22 protein-coding genes are annotated in these 24,220 nt (G+C 67.2%); 10 read left to right on the top strand and 12 right to left on the bottom strand.

The annotated features are described in order from the left end of the window. Positions 1-47 precede the first annotated feature (47 nt). Entirely contained in the window at positions 48-5,021 is a 4,974-nt protein-coding gene (locus ACX40Y_RS02115) for a GAF domain-containing protein (protein WP_459117877.1), read from the top strand. Continuing rightward, positions 5,018-5,803 (top strand): response regulator, encoded by a 786-nt coding sequence (locus tag ACX40Y_RS02120; protein WP_459117878.1) that lies wholly within the window; start codon positions 5,018-5,020, stop codon positions 5,801-5,803. The genes ACX40Y_RS02115 and ACX40Y_RS02120 overlap by 4 nt, the downstream gene beginning before the upstream one ends. A 3-nt stretch (positions 5,804-5,806) precedes the next feature. On the opposite strand, the gene ACX40Y_RS02125 is transcribed toward ACX40Y_RS02120, so the two are convergent. The 3 genes from ACX40Y_RS02125 to rlmN form a co-directional block, all read right to left on the bottom strand. Then, a complete protein-coding gene (locus ACX40Y_RS02125) occupies positions 5,807-6,628 on the bottom strand; it encodes a glutaminyl-peptide cyclotransferase (protein WP_459117879.1) in 822 nt (273 codons plus the stop codon). 92 nt (positions 6,629-6,720) lie between these two features. After that, positions 6,721-7,479, bottom strand: coding sequence for a sulfite exporter TauE/SafE family protein (locus ACX40Y_RS02130; RefSeq protein ID WP_459117880.1), 759 nt, complete (start codon positions 7,477-7,479; stop codon positions 6,721-6,723). Further along, complete coding sequence (gene rlmN / locus ACX40Y_RS02135) at positions 7,472-8,656, bottom strand: 23S rRNA (adenine(2503)-C(2))-methyltransferase RlmN (RefSeq protein ID WP_459117881.1); 1,185 nt, start codon at positions 8,654-8,656, stop codon at positions 7,472-7,474. Before rlmN ends, ACX40Y_RS02130 begins: the two co-directional genes overlap by 8 nt. 247 nt (positions 8,657-8,903) lie before the next feature. Here rlmN and ACX40Y_RS02140 point away from each other — a divergent pair, with 247 nt between their 5' ends. Both ACX40Y_RS02140 and ACX40Y_RS02145 read left to right on the top strand, forming a co-directional pair. Next, positions 8,904-9,389 (top strand): DUF4168 domain-containing protein, encoded by a 486-nt coding sequence (locus ACX40Y_RS02140; RefSeq protein WP_459117882.1) that lies wholly within the window; start codon positions 8,904-8,906, stop codon positions 9,387-9,389. 147 nt (positions 9,390-9,536) lie between these two features. Beyond that, the gene (locus ACX40Y_RS02145; protein WP_459117883.1) at positions 9,537-10,637 is read left to right on the top strand and encodes a Ca2+-dependent phosphoinositide-specific phospholipase C; all 1,101 of its coding nucleotides are present in this window, start codon (positions 9,537-9,539) and stop codon (positions 10,635-10,637) included. A gap of 4 nt (positions 10,638-10,641) precedes the next feature. Here the strand turns inward: ACX40Y_RS02145 and ACX40Y_RS02150 are convergent, their stop codons facing one another. Both ACX40Y_RS02150 and ACX40Y_RS02155 read right to left on the bottom strand, forming a co-directional pair. Beyond that, a complete protein-coding gene (locus ACX40Y_RS02150) occupies positions 10,642-11,115 on the bottom strand; it encodes a hypothetical protein (protein WP_459117884.1) in 474 nt (157 codons plus the stop codon). Next, the gene (locus ACX40Y_RS02155) at positions 11,112-11,759 is read right to left on the bottom strand and encodes a histidine phosphatase family protein (protein ID WP_459117885.1); all 648 of its coding nucleotides are present in this window, start codon (positions 11,757-11,759) and stop codon (positions 11,112-11,114) included. Before ACX40Y_RS02155 ends, ACX40Y_RS02150 begins: the two co-directional genes overlap by 4 nt. Positions 11,760-11,962: 203 nt before the next feature. Here ACX40Y_RS02155 and ACX40Y_RS02160 point away from each other — a divergent pair, with 203 nt between their 5' ends. Together ACX40Y_RS02160 and dnaN are read left to right on the top strand one after the other, a co-directional pair. After that, positions 11,963-12,571, top strand: coding sequence for an outer membrane protein (locus ACX40Y_RS02160; protein ID WP_459117886.1), 609 nt, complete (start codon positions 11,963-11,965; stop codon positions 12,569-12,571). A gap of 145 nt (positions 12,572-12,716) precedes the next feature. Next, positions 12,717-13,829: a DNA polymerase III subunit beta gene (gene dnaN, locus ACX40Y_RS02165; protein WP_459117887.1), complete on the top strand. Its 1,113-nt coding sequence runs from the start codon at positions 12,717-12,719 to the stop codon at positions 13,827-13,829. A gap of 42 nt (positions 13,830-13,871) precedes the next feature. Here dnaN and ACX40Y_RS02170 read toward each other — a convergent pair whose 3' ends face one another. Continuing rightward, positions 13,872-14,717 (bottom strand): oxygenase MpaB family protein, encoded by an 846-nt coding sequence (locus tag ACX40Y_RS02170; RefSeq protein ID WP_459117888.1) that lies wholly within the window; start codon positions 14,715-14,717, stop codon positions 13,872-13,874. Positions 14,718-14,790: 73 nt separating this feature from the next. On the opposite strand from ACX40Y_RS02170, the gene ppc reads away from it, so the two are divergent. Then, on the top strand, positions 14,791-17,463 hold the full coding sequence (ppc, locus tag ACX40Y_RS02175; RefSeq protein WP_459117889.1) for a phosphoenolpyruvate carboxylase: 2,673 nt from the start codon (positions 14,791-14,793) through the stop codon (positions 17,461-17,463). A gap of 2 nt (positions 17,464-17,465) precedes the next feature. Here the strand turns inward: ppc and ACX40Y_RS02180 are convergent, their stop codons facing one another. From ACX40Y_RS02180 to ACX40Y_RS02195, 4 genes are all read right to left on the bottom strand, one after another. After that, the gene (locus ACX40Y_RS02180) at positions 17,466-17,873 is read right to left on the bottom strand and encodes an acyl-CoA thioesterase (RefSeq protein WP_459117890.1); all 408 of its coding nucleotides are present in this window, start codon (positions 17,871-17,873) and stop codon (positions 17,466-17,468) included. A gap of 1 nt (position 17,874) precedes the next feature. Continuing rightward, on the bottom strand, positions 17,875-18,465 hold the full coding sequence (locus ACX40Y_RS02185; protein WP_459117891.1) for a hypothetical protein: 591 nt from the start codon (positions 18,463-18,465) through the stop codon (positions 17,875-17,877). A gap of 91 nt (positions 18,466-18,556) precedes the next feature. Beyond that, positions 18,557-18,901, bottom strand: coding sequence for a DNA primase (locus ACX40Y_RS02190; protein ID WP_459117892.1), 345 nt, complete (start codon positions 18,899-18,901; stop codon positions 18,557-18,559). A 79-nt stretch (positions 18,902-18,980) separates the two neighbouring features. Continuing rightward, complete coding sequence (locus ACX40Y_RS02195; RefSeq protein WP_459117893.1) at positions 18,981-20,216, bottom strand: multidrug effflux MFS transporter; 1,236 nt, start codon at positions 20,214-20,216, stop codon at positions 18,981-18,983. 103 nt (positions 20,217-20,319) lie between these two features. On the opposite strand from ACX40Y_RS02195, the gene ACX40Y_RS02200 reads away from it, so the two are divergent. The 3 genes from ACX40Y_RS02200 to ACX40Y_RS02210 all read left to right on the top strand — a co-directional run bounded on the left by ACX40Y_RS02200 (position 20,320) and on the right by ACX40Y_RS02210 (position 23,271). Beyond that, positions 20,320-20,826 carry a hypothetical protein gene (locus tag ACX40Y_RS02200; RefSeq protein WP_459117894.1) on the top strand — a complete coding sequence of 169 codons (507 nt, stop codon included), beginning with the start codon at positions 20,320-20,322 and terminating at the stop codon, positions 20,824-20,826. Positions 20,827-20,924: 98 nt separating this feature from the next. Continuing rightward, positions 20,925-21,875 (top strand): isopenicillin N synthase family dioxygenase, encoded by a 951-nt coding sequence (locus tag ACX40Y_RS02205; RefSeq protein ID WP_459117895.1) that lies wholly within the window; start codon positions 20,925-20,927, stop codon positions 21,873-21,875. A 103-nt stretch (positions 21,876-21,978) separates the two neighbouring features. Beyond that, positions 21,979-23,271 carry a homoserine dehydrogenase gene (locus ACX40Y_RS02210; protein ID WP_459117896.1) on the top strand — a complete coding sequence of 431 codons (1,293 nt, stop codon included), beginning with the start codon at positions 21,979-21,981 and terminating at the stop codon, positions 23,269-23,271. Between the two features lie 19 nt (positions 23,272-23,290). Here the strand turns inward: ACX40Y_RS02210 and ACX40Y_RS02215 are convergent, their stop codons facing one another. Then, positions 23,291-23,512 (bottom strand): hypothetical protein, encoded by a 222-nt coding sequence (locus ACX40Y_RS02215; protein WP_459117897.1) that lies wholly within the window; start codon positions 23,510-23,512, stop codon positions 23,291-23,293. 184 nt (positions 23,513-23,696) lie between these two features. Next, positions 23,697-24,065 (bottom strand): hypothetical protein, encoded by a 369-nt coding sequence (locus ACX40Y_RS02220; protein WP_459117898.1) that lies wholly within the window; start codon positions 24,063-24,065, stop codon positions 23,697-23,699. Positions 24,066-24,220 lie beyond the last annotated feature (155 nt).

Genomic DNA, 24,220 nt, shown 5'->3' on the forward strand with positions numbered 1-24,220 from the left:
CGAAGAACGATCTCTGCATTGTTCGCGATTATTGCTATTCTAACACGATGCAGGCGGGGGCAGTCGAAGCATCAATCACAGCAGGGGGCATTTCGTCCTCCGTCGGCGATTCGGCCGATGTAATTCTTGACCGAATCGCCGCCCAGGTCCGGGAGGCCGTCGCGCCGGACCGGATCGTCACCGACGCCATTGCCGCACTGGGCCACGCCGTCGGTGCGGCAAAGGTGGCCTTCGGCAATGTCGATCGGGATGCCGATGCGATCGATGTTACGCATGAATGGACCCGGCCGGGCATTGCCGCATCGCCAGGCCGCCACACGCTTGCGGATCGCGCGGCGCTGATCGCCGAGCTCCGTCGCGGCCGGACGATGGCGCTGTCCGACATCGAACCCTTGTCGCGCGAAACGGCGCGTACGGCCGGCAACGAGCCCCGCGCTGCCATCGTCGTGCCACTGGGGACGGGCGAACAGGTGGTCGCGCTGCTTGCCGTTGCCGACGACCGGCCGAGACCCTGGTCGGCAGCCGAAATCGACCTCGCCGACCGGGTGGCCACCCGACTCTGGAGCGTCATCGCGCCCTGCCGCCTTACCGAGCAGCTGCGCGAAAGCGAAGCGCAGTTTCGCCTGCTGGCCGAGAATATGCCGGGCATGTGCTGGCTTTGGGACGGGCGCGAGGTTCGCTGGGCCAATCGGGCCTGGCATGCCCTGTTCGACGGCACCGACGCCTGGCGCGGCGATGTTGCTGCGCATGTCCACCCCGACGATCTACCGCTGACCACCGCGATCTGGGCGGCGATGCGCCGTGGACAGGAAACGGCAGAGACGGTGCTGCGCATCCGGGGCGAAGACGGGCTGTGGCGGCCGTTCCTCACCAGAGTGGCGGCGGTTCGCGATGCCGGCGGAACCGTCCTGCGCTGGTGCGGGGTGCAGATCGACCTGACCGAGAAGCTCGCGCTCGACCAGCGGCACACCGTGCTTCGCGCGTTTCATGATCGCACCCGCGACCTCACCGATCCGAACGCGATCCTCACGATCGTCGCCGAGCTGATGGCCACCCATTTCGGCATCCGGCGCTTTCTGTACTGCGACACCGCCGATGGCGATGCCGAGTCGCTCAACGTGTTTCACAGCGCCGGCGGCAGCCGAGGCATCGACCCTTGCCACGAGGCATCGGTGCGAACCGCCTTTCGGGCGGCCGCTGCCCGCCAGACATGGCAGCTCAGTCGAGTCGTCGACGACAATCAGGCGCCCGCCCACCCTAGCGACGATCCCGTGACGGCGGCGGCAAGGGCGCTGGGCGTACGGGCGGGAATCATCGTTCCGATCGTCAAGAACGACCGGCTGTTCGCCGCGATGGCGGCACTCCATGATTCGCCGCGACAATGGAGCGCCGAGGAAATCGCCCTGTGCGAGGAACTCGCCGAGCGGCTCTGGGCGACGATCTCGCGCGCCCGCGCCGAAGACGAGTTGCGCGAGCGCGAACGCAACCAGACGCTGCTCATTGCGTGGAGCGACCGTACGCGCGGCCAGGCATCGGCCGAAGCGATCATCGAAGAGACGCTTCGCTGCCTGGGCGAGCATCTCGACGTGTCGCGCGTCACCTATGCCGAAAGCGACCCTGCCGGACGCGTGTTCACGGTTCGCGCGGAATGGCGCAACGGCGTGGCGAGCAACCTCGGCAACTCGATCGCCTTGGGCAGCTATGGCCCGGCGGTCGACCAGGAGTGGTTGAGCGGATCGCTGATCGCCTATGAAGATGTCGCGCTCGATCCGCGCGCGACCGCGGCCGCGCGCGACCGCTATCGCTCCACACAGATCGCCGCCTTCGTCAGCGTACCGCTGCTGCGTGAGGGCGTTGCGCGATCGGTGATCTCGGTCCAGGCGCAGCATCCGCGCCGCTGGCGGGCGGGCGAGAAGCAGCTGCTGCGCGACATCGCCGAGCGCGCATGGATCACGATCGAGCGTGCCCGCGCCCAGGCGGCGCTGCTGGAGCGCGATCGCAACCAGCAGTTCCTGATCGACTGGAGCGACCGCCTGCGCAGCGAAACCACGCCCGAGCGCGTGATCGCGGTGACGCTCGAATCGCTGGCGGCGCATCTGGGCGTCACCCGCGTGACGCATGCGGAGACCGATGGAAGCGGCGAGTGCTTTACCGTCAAGGCCGAATGGCGCGATCCGCGCGTCTGCTCGATTCTCGGCAATCGCTTTCGGATCGACTCGGTCGGCAGTGAGGTCACCCGTGAATGGGTGAGCGGCCGGCTGGTTCGTTACGACGCCGTCGCCAGCGATGCGCGGCTGAGCGCAGACGCGCGCGAACGCTATGGCGCAACCGATATTCAGGCCTTTGTGAGCATCCCGCTGGTCAAGGATGGCCGCACCCGATCCGCGCTGTCGATCCAGCACCATCGCCCGCGCGAATGGCGTGACGGCGAAATCCAGTTGCTGCAGGACGTCGCCGAACGCGTCTGGGCGACGCTCGAACGCGCGCGGGCCCAGGCGGCGCTTCAGGAGCGCGAGCGCATCCAGGCGTTTCTGATCGAATGGACCGATCGTCTGCGCAGCGAAACGTCGCCCGACGTGATCCTGGCCGAAACGCTGGGCAGGCTCGGCCGCCATCTCGGCGTCGACCGGACGAACTTTGCACGCATCGATCCGGCCGGCGAACGGCTGGAAATCCTGCGCGAGTGGCGCCGCGGCGGCCCGCCGGCCGATCGGGAGTCGGCCCGGCTCGGCATCAGCGACGGCGTTCATGCCGCCCATCTCGCGGGCGAGATCGTGCTGGTCGAGAATGTCGAGGACGATCCGCGGTTCGACGCGGCGGCGCGCGCGCATTATCTGGCGGTGGAGGCGGGCGCGTTCCTCGCCATCCCCCTGGCCGGCAGCGATCGCGTCCGGGCAGTGCTGTCGGTCCAGCAGCGCGCGGCCCGGCGCTGGCATCCGGCCGAGGTCCAGCTGTTGCAGGACGTGGCCGAGCGAATGTGGGACATCGTCGAGCGCGCCCGTGCCGAGGCCGCGCTCCAGGACCGCGAGCGGATCCAGGCGTTCCTCGTGCAGTGGACCGACCGGATCCGGGGCGAACGCCGGCCGCGCGAGATGCTGGCGCACACACTCGAAGCCCTTGGCCGCCACCTGCATGTGCGCGGCGCCGGCTTTGCAGAATTGGATGGCATGAGCGGCACGCACCCGCTCGCGGCATCATGGTGCGGCGTCGCAGGCACGCCGAGCGACGCGGCGCCGGTGCTCTCGCTGCTGCAGACGCACCGCGCTGCCGCCGCGCAGGGGTCCGGCGTGTTTCGGATCGACGACATCGCCAGCGATCCCCGCCTGTCCCCGCACGAACGGCGGCTTCTCGCCGAACGAGGCACAAGCGCGCTTCTGTCGGTGCCGATGACGCCCGATCGCGACCGGGTGACATTGCTCTGGGTCGAGGATGCTGCACCGCGCGGCTGGCACGACGCTGACGTAGAACTGATCGGCGAAGTCGCCGAACGCATCCTGGCGCTGCTCGATCGCGCCCGATCGGAGGAACGGCTGGCGGAAAGCGAGGCGCAGCTATCTGCCTTTCTCGAAAATGCGCCGCTGCTCATGCACATTCAGGACGATCAGGGCCGCTATCTTCGGGTCAATCCCGAATTCGGCCGGGCGGTGGGCGTCACGGTCGATCGTCTCGTTGGCGCCCATCCGGACGGCATCTTTGCACCCGCGATCGCATCGCAACTGATCGAGATCGAGGCGCGCGCACGCGGCGGACAGGTGGCAAGCGCGGAACTCGATCTCGGGCTCGGCGATCGATACGGCACCGTGCTGTCGATCATGTTCCCGATCCAGGGGGGATCGGGTACGGCACGGACGGCCGGTTTCGCGATCGACCTGACGGAAAGGAAGCGCGCCGAAGCGGCACTCGCCCGGTCGCGCGAGGCGCTGTACCAGTCGGAAAAGCTCACCGCCCTGGGGTCGCTGCTCGCCGGTGTCAGCCATGAGCTCAACAACCCGCTGTCGATCGTCGTCGCCCAGGCGGTGATGATGGAGCGCCAGGCACGCGGCACCGAACTCGCCGATCGGGCGCAGAAGATCAGCAAGGCCGCCGACCGCTGCGCCCGGATCGTCCAGACCTTCCTCGCAATGGCACGCCAGCGCCGCCCCGAACGCACCTCGGTCGACCTGAACGAAATCGTCATCGCGGCGCACGAATTGACCGATTACAGCCTTCGCACCGAGGGGATCGTCACCCGCCGCATGCTCGTCGATGCCCTGCCCAGGATCGCTGCCGATTCCGATCAGCTCCATCAGGTAATCATCAACCTGATCGTCAACGCCCAGCATGCGATGGCCGATCGCCCCGGCGAGCGTATCCTGACGCTGCGGACGGCGCCGGGCGCGGAAGCCGGCACGGTCATGCTCGAGGTCAGCGATACCGGCCCCGGCATACCGGAAGACCTGCGCCGCCGCATCTTCGAGCCCTTCTTCACCACCAAGCCGCAGGGCGAAGGCACCGGCGTCGGCCTTTCCTTCTCGCAGGGCCTTGCGGAGGCGCATGGCGGCCGGCTGGAGCTGATCCCCTCGCGACGCGGCGCGCGCTTCCGGCTGACGCTGCCGATCGATCCCCAGATCCCCGTTGGTGCCCCGCCGACGGCTCGGACGACGGCACCGCCGCCGCCCCGTCGCGCGCTGGTCATCGATGACGAGCCGGAAATCGCCGAATCGCTTGCGGACTTCCTCTCGATCGAAGGCTTTGAATGCAGGGTGGCACTGGGCGGTGCCGCCGCGCGCGAGATGCTGGGTGACGAGGATTACGACCTGATCGTCAGCGACCTCAGAATGCCCGATGTCGACGGCCCGCAACTCCACGCCTGGATTCGCGCCGAACGCCCGCACCTGCTCGCCCGGATGGGCTTTTCGACCGGCGACACACTGGGCGCGGCGGCGGAGCGATTCCTGAGCCAGGTCGATCGCCCGGTGCTCGAAAAGCCGTTCGTCCCCGATGCCGTCCACCGGTTTCTCAAGGAAATGGATCTGACATGACGACCATCGCGACCGCCCCGCCGCCGCACATCGCCGTCGTCGATGACGAAGAGGATCTGCGTGAGCCCGTCGCCGCCTATCTGCGCGATCAGGGCTTGCGCGTCGACGAAGCCAGCGGCGGTGCCGAACTGGACCGTATCTTTGCGCAGCGGGTGCCCGCGCTGGTGGTGCTCGACGTCACCATGCCGGTCGAGGACGGTTTCTCGATCGCACGCCGGCTTCGCGCCGCGCATGATCAGCTGGGGATCATCATGCTCACCGCGCGGCGCGACGTGATCGATCGCGTCGTCGGCCTGGAAATCGGCGCCGACGATTATGTGATGAAGCCGTTCGAGCCGCGCGAGTTGCTCGCCCGGATTCGTTCGGTGCTGCGTCGCACCGGCGGTGATGCCGCCCCTGCCGCTGTCGCCCTGGTCGAGGATCCGTCACCGGCACCGCCGCCGCCCGCCAATGGCTATCAGCGCGAATTCTGGATTCCCACCACCCGCGGGCAGATCCGGGTTCCGGTCGACGCGATCGAATGGATCGAGGCCGCCAAGGATTATGCGCTGCTGCACACCAGCGAGCGCAGCCACATGATCCGCATCACGATGAGTGCGCTCGAACACGGCCTCGATCCGGCACAGATGCTGCGCGTCCACCGATCGGCCTTCGTGCGGCCCGACGCGGTGTGTCAGATCAACGCGATCGGGCGGCACATGGCGCTGATCCTGCGCTCCGGCGCAGTGGTGCGGGTCGGCCCGCGCCACTGGACCAGCGTCCGCGAACGGCTCGGCCGCTGACGCTTACTTCGCGCAGGTGGTGAGCCGCGTCGCCTCGTCGGACACATCGACGCGATCGCCCTGCTTGACCTCGTACAGCTGCGGCCAGCGCTTACCGGTGACGAACAGGCGCTTGGCGACGGGGTCATAAGCAACGCCGTTAGCCACGTCGTCCGTACCACGCGGCCGCGGACCCAGCGCGCTGACGTCGAGGAAGCTCTTCACCTTGCCGTCGGCGGGGTCGATCCGCGCGATCAGATCGGTCTGCCAGACATTGGCATAAATTTCGCCATCGACCCATTCGAGCTCGTTTAGATTGGCGAGGGGGCAGCCATTTGCCGTCACCGTCAGCGTCGAGACGACCTGCATCGACTGCGGGTCGAGGAAGCGCAGGACCGGCGTGCCGTCGCTCATGATGATCGCCTTGTCGCTACGCGTCAGGCCCCAGCCTTCGCCGGTATAGGAAAAGGTGCCGCGCGGCTCGAAATCGCCGAGACCATAGACGAAACCGGTGCGATCCTGCCAGGTGAGCTGGAGCAGCCGATCGCCCCAGGCGACGATGCCTTCGCCGAAATAAGGGGCGGGCAGCGCAACCTGCTGCATCGGCTTGCCGGTCTTGGGATCGATCTTTCGGATCGCCGATTCGCCGACCTGGCCTGTGCTTTCGTACAGCTCCCCTTTTTCGAAGAACAACCCCTCGGTGAACGCGGCGGGATCGTGCGGCAGCGTTGCGACCGCAGCCGCACGATAGACCGGGATGCCGCGCGGCTGGAGCCGTGAATAGGCGAACACGCCCCCCGCGATCAGCAGGACCACCGCCATCGCCACGATCAGGATGCGCTTCATCATCTTCCCTTCAAACGGGTTTGCCGTGGCTCAACAAGCCGACCCGGCGACGCGTGTAAATCCCCTTTCGCCGGCGATACGTGCAACGCCGGTCAGCCATAGGCGCGGTGAAAGAACACCGCCGTCGTCACGCCCGTGACGATCAGCGTCCAGCCGCGCACCAGCCCGGCAGGCAGCGCCCGGCCGATCTGCGCACCCGCCCAGCCCCCGACGATTCCACCCACGAGCATCGGCAGCGCCGCCGCCCAGGCGACCAGGCCCGCGCCGACAAAGACGATTGCGGCGGCGGCGTTGGCAATCGCCAGCATCAGCGTGCGCGGGGCGAACAGCGCACGCACCTCGGCATGGGCGAGCAGGCCGTAGACGGCGGTGGCGATCATGCCGATGCCGCCGCCGAAATAGCCGCCATAGATTCCGAGCAGCGCCTGCGCGACGATCAGCGCCGCCCGCCCGATCGTGACGCGCGCGTGCAGCCAGGCCGCCGCGCGCCGGCCGAATGCCAGCACGACGAATGCGAACAGCAGCAACCAGGGGATGATGTAGTCGAATGCATCGCTCGGCGTCAGCACCAGCAGCGTGCTGCCGATCAGACCGCCAGCGAAGGTGATGGCGACCAGCCCGCCGACCGAGAGCCCCGCCAGCGGCGCCAGTTCGTCGCGGAACGACCAGGCACTGGTCGCCGCCCCCGGCAGCAGCGCGAAATTCGACGTCGCATTGGCGGCGTTGGCCGGCAGACCCATGGCCACCAGCGCAGGCAGGGTCGCGAAGGTGCCGCCGCCCGCCAGTGCATTCATCGCGCCGCCCAGCGCGCCCGCGCCGGCGGCGAGCGCCAGAACCGCCGGATCAGCCAAGGGCGGCGAACTTCTCCGCTGCCTCGCGGTCGAGCTGCGCGCGGCTCTTCTTTTCCGCCGCCGTCTTCAGCTGGCCGCAAGCCGCATCGATGTCGCGCCCGCGCGGGGTGCGTACCGGCGCCGAGATGCCCGCCTCGAACACGATGTTCGAGAAGGATTTGATCCGCTCCGGCGTCGAACATTCGTACGGCGCGCCGGGCCAGGGGTTGAACGGGATCAGGTTCACCTTGGCCGGCAGCTTGTACTTGCGCAGCAGGCGGACCAGCTCGCGCGCATCGGCATCGCTGTCGTTCTTGTCCTTGAGCATCACGTACTCGAAGGTGATGCGGCGAGCGTTGTTGGCGCCCGGATAATCGGCACAGGCCTGGAGCAGTTCCTCGATGCCGTATTTCTTGTTGAGCGGCACGATCTCGTCGCGCACGTCCTTGGTGACGGCGTGGAGCGACACCGCCAGGTTGACGCCGATTTCTTCGCCCGCGCGCGCCATGATCGGCACCACGCCCGAGGTGGACAGGGTGATGCGGCGCTTGGAGAGCGCGAGGCCATCGCCGTCCATCACGATCTGGAGGCCGGCCTTCACCTCGTCGAAATTGTACAGCGGCTCGCCCATGCCCATCATCACGATGTTGGTGAGCAGGCGCCCCTCGGGCTGGCTCGGCCATTCGCCCAGCGCGTCGCGGGCAAGCATCACCTGACCGACGATCTCGCCGGCGGTCAGGTTGCGCACCAGCCGCATCGTGCCGGTGTGGCAGAAGCGGCAGTTGAGCGTGCAGCCCACCTGGCTGGAGACGCACAGGGTGCCCCGATCGGCGTCGGGGATGAATACCATCTCGTAGTCCTGCCCGTCGGACGAACGGAGCAGCCACTTGCGGGTGCCGTCGTTTGAAACCTGGGCTTCCACCACTTCCGGGCGGCCGATCACGAAGCGTTCGGCGAGCCATGGGTGCTGCGCCTTGGCGATGTCGGTCATCGCCGAGAAGTCGGTGGCGCCGCGATTGTAGATCCAGTGCCACAGCTGCTTGGCGCGCAGCTTGGCCTGTTTGGGCTCCAGCCCTGCGGCGGCAAGCGCCTCGCGGATGCCGTCGCGCGACAAGCCGATCAGGTCGGTACGGCCATCATCACGCCGGGCCAGGGCGCGCGGGACGGGCACGGGATCAATGTGCCCGGGGATGGGCATGGGAGGGGCCGACACTGTCTGCATGCTCGCCCCCATACGCGAAATCGTCGACGCTTTCCAGCCGCCACAGGCGCGATAGAAGTCGTTGAAAATGGCTGGCAACCGCCTGGCTATCGCAAAGATCAGGCCATCCATCGCGTCTGAGCCACGGCGTATCGCGATTCGGGTTGTCCAGTTGCGGAGCCCTTTCCCAAAACGAACGTTGAACCAATCCGATAGCATTTTCACGTCCATTTGGAGTCGCACCATGAAGATTCATTATTCGATGCTGGCGCTGGCCGGCATGATTGTTGCCCCTGTTGCCCTGGCGCAGACTGCGCCTGCACAGACCACGCCTTCCACCACCACGTCGCAGACGCAGACGACGCCGCAGAGCGGCACCACGCCCACTGCGCCCGCCACGACTATGCCGGCGACGCCCGCCCCGGTAAGCGATGCCGAGGTGAAGCAATATGCAACCGCAGCGCTGGAGGTGAATCGGATTCGCGAGGACGCCACAGTTCCGCAGGCGGACAAGAACGCCAAGTTCGTCGAGGCGATTCGCGCATCGGGCCTCACCGCCAAGCGCTTCAACGAGATCAGCCAGGCGATGCCGACCGATCCCGATCTGAACGAGCGCATTCAGAAGGAAGCGGCGGCGCAGCAGCAGGCGGCTGCCGCGGCACCGGCGACGCCCGAGGCCCCGGCCACCCAGTCGGCCGCAACGCCGTCGACGCCGAACCAGACCAACTGATCGCCGCGCCCGACGGCGCATGAACAAAGGCCGTGGCAGCCATCGGGCTTCCACGGCCTTTTTCGTATGCGGCGGCTTCACTGTCATCGTTCCGGAACCAAGCGGCGTCAGGACGCGCGCGACAAAGGGGTTTCGGAGAAGACGAGCATGCGATTCGGACGGTGGGTGCGCGGCGTGGCGCTGGCGACAATGATCGCATCGTTGACGGCGATGGCGCCAACGCTGCCCGATGGCGATGCCGCACTCAATTCGCTGCGCCTCGATCAGGTGCGAATGCTCGGATCGCACAACAGCTATCGCCCCTTCCCGCTTCCCGCCGTCGAGGCACGCATTCGCGCGCTTGCGCCGAAGGAATGGGACGGCCTTGCCTATGGCCATCCGCCGCTCGAGACGCAGCTCGCGCTCGGCCTGCGCCAGTTCGAGATCGACGTCGCCCCCGATCCACAGGGCGACGCCTATGCCGCTCCCTATGCCGATGCACCGCCGGCGATCCGCGCAAGCATGGCCGAACCCGGCGCGAAGGTGATCCATGTGCCCGGGCTCGACTGGCAATCGCAATGTCGCCGGTTTCGCGACTGCCTGGGCATCATGCGGCGCTGGTCGGACGCGCATCCGCGCCATCTGCCGGTGGTGATTCTGGTCAACGCCAGCGACGTTCGACCGATCAAGGGGCTGCGCGACACCGATCTCGGCTTCGACGAGACGGCGCTCGATGCGCTCGATGCCGATATCGCCGCGACGATCGGCCGCGAACGCGTGATCGCGCCCGACGATGTCCGCGGCACCAGTGCGACGCTGCGCGCGGCGGTCCGCGCCCATCGCTGGCCGACGATCGGCGCCTCGCGGGGCAAATTCCTGTTCGTGCTCGACACGTCCGAAGCGAATGAGGATCGCTATCGCGCCGGCCATCCCAGCCTGGCGGGGCGGCTGATGTTCGGCTGGTATCCAGAGGCCGATGCCGAGGCTGCCTGGTTCAACATGCAGGATCCACAGGCCGATCCCGCGCTGATCGCGCGGCGCGTACGCGACGGCTTCATCGTGCGAACCCGCGCCGATTCAGAGACCGTCGAGGCCCGGCACCACGATCTCACGCGATTGCGGCGCGCGATCGCATCAGGCGCGCAGGTGATCAGTACCGATTATTATCCCGGCGCACCCGATCCGCTCGGCCTCGGGTTCGAAGTGTCGCTGGGGTCGAGCACGGTGGTCTGCAACGACGTCACGGCCCGCTGCCCTGCCCGACGCTAGCGTGTCAGCGCGTCATGCAGGCGAGCGCCGCCGCATCGATCGCGCTGGCGGCACCATTCAAGGTATAGGCCTCGACGAACGGCGCGCCGCGCGCCGATGTGCTTTCGATGCTGAGGCTCCGGCCGTCGCGGATTGCGGCGACCACGGCGGCGTCGGTCCGCGAATCGGGCGCCCAGGCGTCCTGCGCACCGGCGATCAGGTCAAAGCGCCGCTCACCCACCACCAGCGTCACCCGCGCATTCGCCGCCCGAACACGACCGAGGCGCACGTAGATCTGGTGGCGAACACGGGCGCCGGGCCAGTTCGCAATGCTTACAAATGCCTCGCCCTCGCGCGTCCTTCGGATCGGACGCGCAATCGCAAAGCAACGTTGCGGGGCGGTATCGCGAAACGCTGCCCAGTCCTGGTACACGCCGATCGTCTCGCGCGCACCGGCCGGAAGCGGCAGGGCCAGCGGCAGGACGAGCGCCGCGATCATGCCGGTGCGGCCCCCCGGCCGGTGCCGAGATGCACCACCCGCTCGACACCGCGTTCGATCATCACGATTGAGCCCTGCGGCAGATCGGCCGCCACCGGGGCGCCGAACTGCGGCAATACGTCGCCGCCGGTCATCACCCCGCGAAGCACGCGGCTCGACATGCCGTGCATGATGACCAGCCGGTCGCCGTCGTCATCGGCAGTATCGGCGAGCCAGCCCGACACGCGCGCGGCGATCGCGTCATACCATTCGCCGCCCTCGGGCGGTCGCGTGTAGAGCCCGTACTCGCGATCGAGGAACGTGCCGATCTCGGCCTCCAGATCGGCATAATAGCGCCCGCTCCAGCGGCCCATGCCGATTTCCACCAGCCGGTCATCGGTGCGCGCGGCATGCCAGTCGAGTTCGAGATGCTCGGCAATGATCGCCATCGTCTGAAGCGCCCGCCCGGCGCTCGACGACCAGAGCGTCAATGCCGGTCGCGCCCCGAGCAGTGCCCGCAACGCAGCCCCCATCGCATCGGCCTGGGCGAAGCCGGCCCTGGTCAGCGGCGTATGCGGACGATCGCCCTGCATCCGGCGAGCCGTATTGAACACCGTTTCGCCGTGCCGCGCGATGAAATCGCGCCCCTTGCGCTCGCTTTGCATGGTGTCTCTTCGGTCGTGATCGACTGAAACGCAATGTCCCATTTTGGCCGCGTTTCGTTCAGCGATGCGACAGGGGCGAAATTGCTATTCGGCGCCAGCCCGTAACGAACGGGTGTTCGCAAGAAAAGCGCAGCCGGGACGCTCGGTTTACGGCTGTGCGTCGGTGGGGCGGGGGACCGTCCCGCGAGTAAAGGAGTAACGTCATGCGTAACCAGATTTTCGCCGCCGCGATCGTCGCCGCTTCTTCGGTCGCCGCCCCTGCCTTCGCGCAGGACAGCAATTTTGCCGGTTCGCACGCCGAGGCGATCGTCGGCTGGGACCATGTCAGCGACGGATCGACCTATGATGCCTCGCGCGACGGTTTCACCTATGGCGGCAATATCGGCTATGACATCCAGCGCGGCAACACGGTGTTCGGCGTCGAGGGCGAAGTGACCGGATCGACGCTGCGCGATCACCAGAGCAATATCCTCACCACCGGCGACCGGCTGCGCGTCTCCGCCGATCGCGACCTGTATGTCGGCGGCCGGCTTGGCTTCGTGGCGGGCGGCCGCACGCTGATCTATGCCAAGGCCGGCTATACCAATGCCGCCTTCACCACCCAGTACAGCTCGCCGGACAGTTCGCCTGCGATCAACATCAGCCAGCGCGACAATCTCGACGGCTGGCGGCTCGGCGCGGGTGCCGAGATGAAGCTGAACGACAAGATGTTCGTGAAGGCCGAGTATCGCTATTCCAACTATGGCTCAAACACGGGCGGGATCGATCCCGAGCGCCATCAGATCGTGACCGGCTTCGGCGTGCGGTTCTGACGCTTCAAAACCCTTCATTCCGCTCACAAGGGGGCCGGAGCGGCTTGCTCCGGCCCTTTTTCGCGCTAAGGGTAGGCTAAGGCACATTGCCACCGGCCGAATTGCGCCGGTGAAATCAGGGCGGCGGCCCGGGGGTTTGAGGTACATGAAGGCGACGATCGAACGAGCAACTCTGCTGAGGGGCCTGAGCCACGTCCAGTCCGTGGTCGAGCGGCGCAACACGATCCCGATCCTGTCCAACGTGCTGATCGACGCACAGTCGGGCGGATCGCTGCGACTGATGGCGACCGACCTCGACCTCCAGATCGACGAGACAATCGCCGCGGCGGTCGATCAGCCGGGCGCAACCACCGTGTCGGCGCACACGCTGTTCGACATCGTTCGCAAACTGCCCGAAGGGGCCCAGGTCGAACTCACCGCGGCCGAGGGCAAGCTGACCGTGGTCGCCGGCCGCGCGCGCTTCCAGCTCGGCACGCTGCCGCGCGACGACTTCCCGATGATCGCCGAGGGCGAGCTGCCGACCGTGTTCGAGCTGCCTGCCGAGACGCTGAAGCAGATCATCGACAAGACGCGCTTCGCGATCTCGACCGAGGAAACCCGCTATTATCTGAACGGCATCTTCCTGCACGTCAGCGACGATGCCGCCCGGCTGCTGCGTGCGGCTGCGACCGACGGCCATCGCCTCGCCCGCGTCACCGTTCCCTGCCCCGAGGGCGCCGATTCGATGCCCGGCGTGATCGTCCCCCGCAAATGCGTGGGCGAGCTGCGCAAGCTGCTAGACGAAGTCGATGGCTCGGTTGGCGTGTCGCTTTCGCCCTCGAAGATCCGGTTCGATCTGGGCCAGGCGATCCTCACCTCCAAGCTGATCGACGGCACTTTCCCCGATTACAGCCGGGTGATCCCGACCGCGAACGACAAGCTGCTGAAGGTCGATCCCCGCACGCTGATGCAGGGCGTCGATCGCGTCTCGACCATCGCCACCGAAAAGACCCGCGCGGTCAAGCTGGCGCTGGAGCGCGACAAGGTCGTGCTCTCCGTGACGAGCCCCGAAAACGGCGCTGCGGCCGAGGAAGTGCCGGGCGAATATGGGGCGCAGGGCTTCGAGATCGGCTTTAACAGCCGCTATCTGATGGATATTCTGGCCCAGGTCGAAGGCGACATGGTCGAGGTGCACCTTGCCGACGCCGCCGCCCCGACGCTCATCCGCGAGAACGACGCGTCGCCCGCACTCTATGTGCTGATGCCGATGCGCGTCTGATCGAGCGCAGATCGCCGGTCCGCGCGGCGGCGCCCGTGCGGATCAGCGGAAGGCCCATCGGATCGTCTCGGCCACACCACGCGTGCCGAGGCGTATCGCCGGCATGGCAAGACGCGGCGAGGCCAGCCCGTGCATCCGCCGCGCCCATTCGGGCAGCAGATCGACCGCCGCGGCGAATGCAAGCGTCTGCACCGGCTGGATCGCCCGGTTGGGCGCCGGCTGATCGAGCACCAGCCTCGCAACTTCGCGGGTGCGTGAATCGGCGCGCAGGGTTGGGCGCATCGAAGCGATCAGCGCATTCGCCTCCGCCCGGCTGCGCGGCACCGGATCGGCACCCAGCGCCTCCGCAACGCGGGCGAACTCGGCGAAATACCTATCCTGCTCGGCGTGCGGCATCCGCGGCTCGGCATAGCGGATCCAGCCGTCGAGGAAGCTCACGGCCTCGGTGACATGGACCCAGGCGAGCAGTTGCGGATCTTCGGCGGAATAGGCGGTGCCGTCGGGCAGCGTGCCGCGAACATGCGCATGCACCGACCTGACCGCTGCAATCGCCGCCTCGGCATCGCTTCGCGAGGCATAGCTGGTGACGGCGATGAAGCGCGCCGTGCGGCGCAGGCGGCCGAGCATGTCGTGCCGGAAGCGCGAATGATCCCAGACGCCGGCAAGCACCGCCGGGTGCAGCATCTGAAGCAGCAACGCCGCGACGCCGCCGACCATCATCGACGTGACGTCGCCGTGGACGCGCCATACCACTGATCCGGGCCCGAACAGGCCATCGGGCTGCCGGACCACCGGCTTTTCGCCCCGTGCCGTATCATTGAACACGGCGCGGACCTGCGCGATCAGCGTCCGCCGCAGCATCCCGGCCGGCATCGAGGAAGTCACCATCGCCTTTAGGTAGCGACCCTTTCCCGCCGGACAAGCGTTGACCCACGAGCCTTCGCAGTGCAGCAATCAACGCATGGCAAGCATAGCGATCACGAACAATCCCGATATCCGCTTTCTCGGACGCCTGCTCGGCGACGTCATCCGCGCCTATGGCGGTGAGGCCTTGTTCAAACGGATCGAATATATCCGCGCCACCTCGGTCGACCGGCACCGGGGCGTTGCGGGCGCCGAGGCGATCGATTCGGGGCTCGAGCGGCTTTCGCTCGACGAAACGCTCGATTTCGTGCGTGGCTTCATGCTGTTTTCGATGCTCGCCAACCTCGCCGAGGACCGGCAGGGCGTGGCGACCGAGCGGGATGCAGACATGGCGGCCGCGCTGGCACGACTGGCGGAGGCCGGAATCGGGCATGAGCCGGTGATGGCGCTGCTCGATCATGCGCTGCTCAGCCCGGTCCTGACCGCGCACCCCACCGAGGTGCGCCGCAAGTCGATGATCGACCACAAGAACCGCATCGCCGAACTGATGCGGCTGCGCGATCAGGGGGTGGACGAAACCCCCGATGGCGACCGGATCGACGAGGCGATCCTGCGACAGATCGCCCTGCTATGGCAGACCCGGGTGCTGCGCCGCGAAAAGCTGGGCGTTGCCGACGAGGTGGAAACCGCGCTTTCCTATCTGCGCGACGTGTTCCTGCCTGTGCTGCCCGCGCTCTATTCGCGTTGGGATCGAGCGGTCGGCGAGCGTATCCCGAGCTTCCTGCGCCCCGGCAGCTGGATCGGCGGCGATCGCGACGGCAATCCGTTCGTCACCGCCGAGTCGATGCGTCTCGCCCTCGCCCGCGCCGCAGAAGCGGTGCTCGACCATTATCTCGACGCGGTTCATGCGCTCGGCGCCGAACTGTCGATCTCGACCGAACATGCGGTGGTGTCGCCCGCGGTGCTTCAGCTCGTCGAAGCCAGCGGCGATACCGGGCACAGTCGGGTCGACGAACCCTATCGCCGCGCGCTTTCCGGCATCTATGCCCGCCTGTCGTCGACGCACGAAAAGCTGGTCGGCAAGCGGCCGGCGCGGCCCTCTTCGATCGCGGGCGAGCCCTATCCGGACCCCTCTGCCTTTCGCGACGATCTGGTCGCGCTCGCACGCGGCCTGGCAGCGGAGGGCGAAGCGACGCTCGCCACCGGCGGCGCACTCGGGCGCCTGATCCGCGCGGTCGAAACCTTCGGCTTCCACCTCGCCACGCTCGACATGCGCCAGAATAGCGCGGTGCATGAGCGCGTCGTCGCGGAACTGCTGAAATCTGCAGGGGTGTGCGACGACTATCTTGCGCTAGACGAAGACGCCCGGATCGCGTTGCTGCGCGGCGAACTGGCGAATGCGCGGCCGCTGTCGAGCCCCTATGCCCGCTATTCGGACGAGACCGCCTCCGAACTCGCCATCGTTCGCGCCGCCGCCGAGGCGCATGATCGTTACGGGCGCGACTGCATCCGCCACTATATCGTCTCGATGGCGCAGTCGGTGTCGGATCTGCTCGAGGTGCATGTCCTGCTAAAGGAAGCGGGCCTGTACGTGCCGGGCGATCAGCCGCAGGCACATGTGATGGCCATTCCGCTGTTCGAGACGATCGGCGATCTGGAAAGCGCGCCGGCGATCATGTCCGCCTGGCTCAACCTGCCCGAAGTCGCGGCGATCACCGCCGCGCGCGGCCATCAGGAAGTGATGATCGGCTATTCGGATTCGAACAAGGATGGCGGGTATCTGACCTCGACCTGGCAGCTCAGCCGGGGCTCGACCGCGCTCAAGCCGGTGTTCGAGGCGGCGGGCGTCGCGATGCAGCTGTTCCACGGTCGTGGCGGCGCGGTCGGCCGCGGCGGCGGATCGAGCTTCTCGGCAATCCTCGCCCAGCCCCCAGGCACGGTACAGGGCCGCATCCGCATCACCGAACAGGGCGAAGTGATCGCCGCGAAATATGGCAGCCGCGAAAGTGCGATGACCAATCTCGAGGCGATGGCCTCGGCAACGCTGCTCGCCAGCCTCGAGCCGGAAAAGCTCGCGCCCGCCGATGCCGAGCGGTTCGCGGCGGCGATGGACCGGCTGTCCGACACCGCATTCCGCGCCTATCGCGGCCTCGTCTATGAAACGCCGGGTTTCACCACCTTCTTCCGCCAGATGACGCCGATCGCCGAAATCGCCGGACTCAAGATCGGCTCGCGGCCGGCGAGCCGCAAGAAATCGGACGCGATCGAGGATCTGCGCGCGATCCCCTGGGTGTTCAGCTGGGCGCAGGCGCGCGTGATGTTGCCGGGCTGGTACGGCGTCGGCGCGGCGCTCGACGCGTTCGAGGACAAGGGGCTGCTGCGCGAAATGGCGAGCGCCTGGCCGCTGTTCGGCGCGACGCTCGACAATATGGAACAGGTGCTGGCCAAGTCCGACATGGGCATCGCCGCGCACTATGCCGCGCTGGTCGAGGATGCCGAGCTGCGTGACGCGGTGTTCGGCGGCATCCGCGATGGCTGGCAGCAGACGCATGACTGCCTGCTCCAGGTGACGCGCCAGACCCGCCTGCTCGAAAAGCATCCGCCGCTGGAAACCTCGATCCGGCTGCGGCTTCCCTATATCGAGCCGCTCAACCTGCTCCAGATCGAGTTGATGAAGCGCCACCGCGCCGGCGAGGCCGATCCGCGGATCGGCGAAGGCATCCTGTTGTCGATCAACGCGATCGCGACCGCGCTGCGCAACAGCGGCTGAGGTCAGGCGTCCGCCGCACCGCCGACAAATTGTTCGGCGAGCGCGCGCGGCACCCGTATCAGCCGCCCGCTCGTGCGATCGATCAGCGCCCAGCTTGTCTTCGCCTCGACCAAGGGCTTGCCGTCTGCGCCGGTGAAGCGGACATGCCGGTCGAACCGCGCGCCACGCGGCATCTCCGCCACCCAGGTTTCCGCCGTCACGCTGTCGCCCGCACGGATATTGCCGCGATAGTCGATCTCGTGCCGGGTCACGACCCAGATAAGCGCGGCCTGGTCGGCTGCGCTTGCCACGGCGCTCCAATGTGCGACGGCGATATCCTGGATCCAGCCCACCCAGACGGTGTTGTTGACATGACCCAGTTCGTCGATGTCGCCGGGCGCCGCAGTGAATGTGCGGGTGAACCGGGCCATCTCAATGCGCGGGCGCGCCGGGATTGTCGTTGAACTTGATCGCGCGGATACGCCACTGGCGCTGCTCCTCGCTCGCCCCGTCGATATCGCCTGCACGGTGCAGCGTCACTTCACCCAGCCGGTTGAACGGCTTGCCATCGGCTTTCAGACGGCCATAGACCTGCACCGGCACCGAAACATAACGCTGCCCGGCACCCGCTTCGATCTGCCCGGGCGCGCCGACATTCGCATGATATTCGGAATAGTCGCCAAAGCTCGCCGCAAAGCCCGCGGCATCGGTGCCCGATGCCTTTCCATCATCGCTCCACAGCGCCCAGGCGTCCCGATAGCGGCCCTGTTCGATCAGCGCATAATAGGTTTGGACGATGTTGGCGGCGCCCTGCGCGCTTTCGGCCGTGAACGGGGCTTCGCTGACCGGTGTCGTGTCATTCGCCAGGCCGCCCGGCTCGCCGGGCGCGGGCGGGTTGAACGGCGCAAGCACATTGGCCGCGCTTTCCGTGTTCAGGGGCGCCACGGTCTCGTTCGACGCCGACTCCGATCCGCCTGAACAGGCGGCGAGCGCGAAGGCGAGCAGGACTGGTATCTGACGCATCCGATTCTCCTTGGTCACGCCGTGACCGCGACTGCGCCCGGCACGTGGCCCCACCAGCCGTGCGGCCTGAAACGGGGCAGGCAGATCACGATCAGCGATCGAGCGCGTTCTCGTCATCATCGTCCAGTTCGGCGTCGAGATCGCCCTCGTCGATGTCATCGTCGTCGTAATCGGCCTGGATCTCGTCCTCGTCGCGATCGTCATCGTCCTGATCGACGTCCTCGTCCTCTTCGCCCATCTCATCGTCCGCCATGCGCAGTTCGTCGAGATCGTCGTCGAGATCGCCCAGATCGGGATCGAGGTCGGTCAGCAGTGTCCCGTCGTCCGGCCCGCCACCCGTCGCCTCGAGAATCTCGGCGCGCTGACTTTCGTCGTAGCCTTCCTCGTCATAGCCGTCGTCGCCCGAACCTTGTCCGTGAATCTGCTTGCCGCCCATCGTCCATCCTTCTTCAAATCCCCGCCGATCGTCGCGGGGTCGGGAAGCGCCAACGGAAGATCCCTGCGATCCGTTCCGTTCAGGTCGGCCGGAACATTCGCCCGCGCTCGGTAATCGCGACGACCACCAGCCCTAGCAGGCCCATCAGGAAGAACCCGCTGTACAGCGGAATGGTGGTGCCATCGAACGCCTGGCCGATCAATGCCCCGATCACGGCGCCCGTCAGCGTGCTGAAAAAGCCCTGAAGGCTGGAGGCGGTGCCGGCGATGCCGCCCATATTCTCCATCGCCATCGCCGAGAAATTGGACGTGGCCAGCCCGAAGCAAGCCATCATCAGTGCCTGCAGCACGGCGAAATTCCACAGCGTCTCCCATCCGGCCAGCGTGATGGCCAGGTGCGCGCCGGCGATCATCGTCAGCAGCGTCAGCGCGGTGTGCGAGATGCGCCGCGTGCCCAGCCGCATCACGATGCGCGCATTGAGGAAGGACCCGACCGCCATCGTCCCGGCGACGCCCGCAAACACCACCGTCAGCAATTCCGGCCGGCCGAACACATCGGCCATCACCTGCTGAATCGATCCGATAAAGCCGAACAACGCGCCGGACAGCAACGCCGCCGCGATCGTATAGCCAACGGCATAGCGATCGCGCAGCATCACCCCATAGTCGCTGAGCACGCGCCCGACGCGGAGCGGCTGGCGGCCGTCCGCCGCCAGGGTTTCCGGCATCCGCAGCGCGAACCAGACGAAGACCAGCCCGGCCGCGGCGCCGACGCCCCAGAAGATCGTGCGCCACGATCCCCCGGCAGCAAGCACGACCTGCCCCATCGCCGGCGCGAAGATCGGCGCCGCCATGAACACGATGAACGCCAGGCTCATCACCCGCGCCATTGCGCGCCCCGAATAGCAGTCGCGAACCAGTGCGACCGTGACGACACGTGCGCCGGCTGCCGCCGTGCCCATCGCCACGCGCGCTACGAGCAGCAACACGAAACTGCCGGACATCGCGGCGATACCGCTGGTGACGACATAGCTGCCGAGCGCGACCAGCAGGACCGGGCGGCGGCCGAAGCGATCGGACAACGGGCCATAAGCGAGCTGGGCCACCGCAAACCCGATCAGGAAGGCGGTGACGACGAACTGGCGGTGATTGGCGGATGCGACGCCCAGCCCCTCGCCGATCGCCGGCAAGGCGGGCAGCATCGAATCGATGCCGAGCGCGGTCAGCGCCATCAGCGCGGCGGCAAGGCTGACGAACTCACCGAAGCGAAGCGGCGGGGCATTGGTCGAGGGGGCGATACGGCGTGGCGAATCCATTTGGCGGCAAATGGCCCATGCGGCGGCGCCCGTCACCCCTTTTCGGGTTGACGTTGGCCAGCGCGCAACAACATTGCGCTCAGCATCTGCCGCAGGAGCCGCCATGAATCGATCGACCAAGCCCGTCCTCGTCTCCCTCTCGCTGCTGCTCGCTGCCTGCAATGGCGGAACCAGCGTTTCGATCGATGCCAATGACGATAACGCCAGCGCGGGCAACGCAGTGATCGAAACCGATTCGGATGGCCGCATCCAGATCAAGGCGCCGGGCTTCCAGGGCGAGATCACGCTGCCGCAGATGCCGCTGGACGCCAAGGATTTCGAAGTCAGCGGCGTGCGCCTATATCCGGGTTCGACGATCCAGAGCCTGCGCGCGGCCACCCAGGATCGCGACGGCGACAAAAGCGGGCGCGTCCGCATCGCCTTCCAGAGCCCCGCTTCGGCGGAAACGGTGCGGGACTGGTTCCGCGACAACATGACGAAGCAGGGTTTCAAGGTGACGTCGCGCGAGAACAATCTCGCCGGTACCACCGACGACGGCGAACCGTTCGCGCTCGAACTCACCCCGGCGGGGCCGAACAAGACCAAGGGCCTGATGCAGGTCGGCAACTGAGAGCGCGTCCCGCGGCGGGCGCCATCGGGATGATTCCCAAGCTTGTCGGCATGGGGCCCGCGCAGCTATCGGCGAGCAATTCGCCTGCGGAGTAAGATATGTTGGACGCCCTTTCCGAAATTCCGGTGCTGTCGCTGGACGAGCAGACCCGCGATCCCGATGGCTTCGCGCAGGCGTTCGGGCAGTCGTTCCAGCGTTTCGGCTTCGCCGTCGTGCGCGACCACGGCGTGCCGCAGCCGCTGATCGAGCGCGCCTGGTCGCTCACCCGCACCTTCTTCGACCTGCCCGAGGAAGAGAAGCGCGGCTATCACGTGCCCGGCGGCGGCGGCGCGCGCGGCTATACGCCGTTCAAGACCGAGATCGCCAAGGGCGCCAGCCATGTCGATCTCAAGGAATTCTGGCACATCGGCCGCCAGTTGCCGCCCGGCCACCGGTTCGAGGACCTGATGTCGGCAAACATCTGGCCGGCGCAGCCGGATGGTTTTCGCGAGACCTTCCTCGAACTGTTCGCCGCCTTCGATACCGCAGGCGACAAGCTGCTATCGGCGGTGGCGCGCTATCTGGGCCTGTCGCCCGACTGGTTTGAGCTCGCGACCCGCGACGGCAATTCGGTCCTGCGCCTGCTCCATTATCCGCCCGTCGACGCCAACGCACCCGAGGTCCGGGCCGGCGCGCATGAGGACATCAACCTCATCACGCTGCTGCTGGGCGCCGAGGAAGCGGGTCTCGAACTGCTCGATCGTGACGGCCAGTGGTTGCCGGTCAAGCCGCCCGAGGGGGCGATGGTGATCAATGTCGGCGACATGCTCCAGCGGCTGACCAACCATGTGCTGCCGTCGACCACGCACCGCGTCGTCAATCCGCCGGCCGAGCGGCGGGGCCATTCGCGCTATTCGATGCCGTTCTTCCTGCATCCCGCGCCGGACTTCCTGATCCGCACGCTGCCCAGCTGCATCACCGCCGAGCAGCCCAACCGCTATCCCGAGCCGATCACCGCGCACGACTATCTGCACGAGCGGCTGGTGGAGATCGGGCTGATCAAGCCGTAAATCGCGCTTTCCCTTCGTTCGCTCGCCGGGTTAGGGGGGGAACGGATCGCAGCCGGGCGACACTGACCCGGCTGCCGCTGCATCAATGGCGAAGGGAAATCGAATGACCGAAGCATTGCGCGTCGCACTGGCTGGCCTTGGCACCGTGGGGGGCGGCGTCATTCGCCTGCTCGACGCCAATGCCGAGCTGATCGCGCGGCGTGCGGGTCGCCCGATCGAGGTGGTTGCGGTTTCGGCGCGCGATCGCAGCAAGGATCGCGGCATCGATCTCTCGCGCTTCGACTGGGCCGACGATCCGATCGAGCTTGCGCGCCATGCCCAAGCCGATGTCGTAGTCGAACTGGTCGGCGGCTCCGACGGCCCGGCGCTTGCGCTCGCGCGCGCGGCACTCGGTTCGGGCAAGAGCTTCGTCACGGCGAACAAGGCGATGATCGCGCATCACGGCCTCGAACTGGCGCGCGCCGCCGAAGCGGCCAAGGCTGCGCTCAAGTTCGAGGCGGCGGTTGCCGGCGGCGTGCCGGTGATCAAGGGGCTCCGCGAGGGCGCGGCCGCCAACGAGATCAACCGGGTCTATGGCATCCTCAACGGCACCTGCAATTTCATCCTCTCGAAAATGGAGGCAGAAGGACGCGACTTTGCGGAGATTCTCGCCGAGGCGCAGGCGCTGGGCTATGCCGAGGCCGATCCGACATTCGACATCGACGGCATCGACGCGGCGCACAAGCTCTCCATTCTCGCCTGCATCGCCTTCGGCACCCAGCCTGCGTTCGGCGATCTGAAAGCCAGCGGCATCCGCCACATCATGGCGGCCGACATCGCCGAGGCGGCGACGCTCGGCTATCGCGTCCGCCTGCTCGGCATCGCCGATTCGGGTGCGAACGGGCTCTTCCAGCGCGTTCACCCTCATCTCGTCCCGATGACGCATCCGCTGGCGCATGTCACCGGATCGACCAACGCGGTAGTAACCGAGGGCAATTTCGTCGGCCGACTGCTGTTCCAGGGCGCGGGCGCAGGCGACGGCCCGACCGCGAGCGCGGTGGTCGCCGACCTGATCGACATCGCCCGGGGCGAATTCGGCCCGCCGTTTGCTATGCCGTCTGCGTCGCTGGCGGCGCAACCGCCGGCGGACAGCGGCGAGCGGCGCGGCCGATCCTATGTCCGCTTCACGGTTGCCGATCGCGTCGGCGTGCTGGCGGAGATCGCCGCGGCGATGCGCGACGCCGGCGTTTCGATCGAGAGCCTGATCCAGCGCGGCGTCAGTCCCGACGGCAGCGCCCTCGTCGCAATCGTCACCCATGAAGGCCCCGAACGCAGCATCGCCCAGGCGCTGGAAAAGCTGCGCGGCTCGCAGAGCCTGGTCGGCGAACCGATGTGGATGCACATTCTGGACAGCTGAGCGCTGCGTTGCGCGTCGGTCAGTAGCCGACGCGCACCACGGCTCGCCCGTTCGCCGGACAGACGGGCATGCCGACGAGCCCGCAACTCGCGCCTTTCGATCGGACCATTTCGAGCTTGGGATCGACCGGCGCCTCGCCGGCACCGAGCAGTCGGTCGCGCGGTGACGCGGTGGCGCTGCCGCAATCGCTGGCAAGATCGCACGCCGTCACCACCGACAGCTTGACTGGCCGGCGCGTCACAGTGCGACTTAGCTTTGCGCGGCCGCGCCGTGCGCGCGTTACGGTGTGCGACTGCGCGGCCGGTGGTGCCGCGACGGTTGCGCCGTGAAGCGCCAATGCCAATAACAACATACGCCCTCCTGTTTCCTGCCGAAGCCAGAAACGCGCCCGACGACCTCTGGTTGCCGGGCCGGAGGCGCGTGGATCAGGGGGCGAGTTCGCGCGGTACGGCGCGAACGCGGCCGTCGGCACCGGCGGTCGCCGTAACGCCTACCGAGCCGCAACGGACGGTGAACGCCCCCTGCCCGCACGGCGTCTCGCCCTGCGCGACCGGATCGTAGACGATCCGGCGGAGCCGCGCCGCGGCCGTGTCCTTCATCGGATCGGCAGTGACGAACGGAACGCGGTAATGATCAGCGTCGCGCAACGCACAGACGACGATCTCGTTGTCATCGTTCGGCTGACGGCACGGGATCTGCGCCAGCGTCTGCTCGCGATAGGCGGCGACCACCGCCTCCGCGTTGAACGGCGTTGCCGCCTGATCCTGCGAGATCAACAACAAGGCAAGCATCATCGGCCGATCCTCCCCGACTTCTGCGATGAGGTGCCGATCAATTATGTCGGATTTGCGAACAAGCCGCTGAATTGTCACTGACAACGTTAGCATCCTCGACAGTGTCTTTCCGCCCCCCTATCGCCGCCCTCACAGCCATAGGGGATCCCGATCCG

It is taken from the genome of Sphingomonas sp. RS6 (genome assembly GCF_054489705.1).

Coding starts and splice junctions, on each gene's coding strand:
- ACX40Y_RS02205 (WP_459117895.1), top strand. CDS start 20,925: ATGTTGGACGCCCTTTCCGAAATTCCGGTGCTGTCGCTGGACGAGCAG.
- ACX40Y_RS02160 (WP_459117886.1), top strand. CDS start 11,963: ATGCGTAACCAGATTTTCGCCGCCGCGATCGTCGCCGCTTCTTCGGTC.
- ACX40Y_RS02140 (WP_459117882.1), top strand. CDS start 8,904: ATGAAGATTCATTATTCGATGCTGGCGCTGGCCGGCATGATTGTTGCC.
- ACX40Y_RS02170 (WP_459117888.1), bottom strand. CDS start 14,717: ATGGTGACTTCCTCGATGCCGGCCGGGATGCTGCGGCGGACGCTGATC.
- ppc (WP_459117889.1), top strand. CDS start 14,791: ATGGCAAGCATAGCGATCACGAACAATCCCGATATCCGCTTTCTCGGA.
- ACX40Y_RS02115 (WP_459117877.1), top strand. CDS start 48: ATGCAGGCGGGGGCAGTCGAAGCATCAATCACAGCAGGGGGCATTTCG.
- ACX40Y_RS02125 (WP_459117879.1), bottom strand. CDS start 6,628: ATGAAGCGCATCCTGATCGTGGCGATGGCGGTGGTCCTGCTGATCGCG.
- ACX40Y_RS02155 (WP_459117885.1), bottom strand. CDS start 11,759: ATGCAAAGCGAGCGCAAGGGGCGCGATTTCATCGCGCGGCACGGCGAA.
- ACX40Y_RS02120 (WP_459117878.1), top strand. CDS start 5,018: ATGACGACCATCGCGACCGCCCCGCCGCCGCACATCGCCGTCGTCGAT.
- ACX40Y_RS02185 (WP_459117891.1), bottom strand. CDS start 18,465: ATGCGTCAGATACCAGTCCTGCTCGCCTTCGCGCTCGCCGCCTGTTCA.
- ACX40Y_RS02195 (WP_459117893.1), bottom strand. CDS start 20,216: ATGGATTCGCCACGCCGTATCGCCCCCTCGACCAATGCCCCGCCGCTT.
- ACX40Y_RS02150 (WP_459117884.1), bottom strand. CDS start 11,115: ATGATCGCGGCGCTCGTCCTGCCGCTGGCCCTGCCGCTTCCGGCCGGT.
- ACX40Y_RS02210 (WP_459117896.1), top strand. CDS start 21,979: ATGACCGAAGCATTGCGCGTCGCACTGGCTGGCCTTGGCACCGTGGGG.
- ACX40Y_RS02145 (WP_459117883.1), top strand. CDS start 9,537: ATGCGATTCGGACGGTGGGTGCGCGGCGTGGCGCTGGCGACAATGATC.
- rlmN (WP_459117881.1), bottom strand. CDS start 8,656: ATGCCCATCCCCGGGCACATTGATCCCGTGCCCGTCCCGCGCGCCCTG.
- ACX40Y_RS02220 (WP_459117898.1), bottom strand. CDS start 24,065: ATGATGCTTGCCTTGTTGTTGATCTCGCAGGATCAGGCGGCAACGCCG.
- dnaN (WP_459117887.1), top strand. CDS start 12,717: ATGAAGGCGACGATCGAACGAGCAACTCTGCTGAGGGGCCTGAGCCAC.
- ACX40Y_RS02190 (WP_459117892.1), bottom strand. CDS start 18,901: ATGGGCGGCAAGCAGATTCACGGACAAGGTTCGGGCGACGACGGCTAT.
- ACX40Y_RS02200 (WP_459117894.1), top strand. CDS start 20,320: ATGAATCGATCGACCAAGCCCGTCCTCGTCTCCCTCTCGCTGCTGCTC.
- ACX40Y_RS02180 (WP_459117890.1), bottom strand. CDS start 17,873: ATGGCCCGGTTCACCCGCACATTCACTGCGGCGCCCGGCGACATCGAC.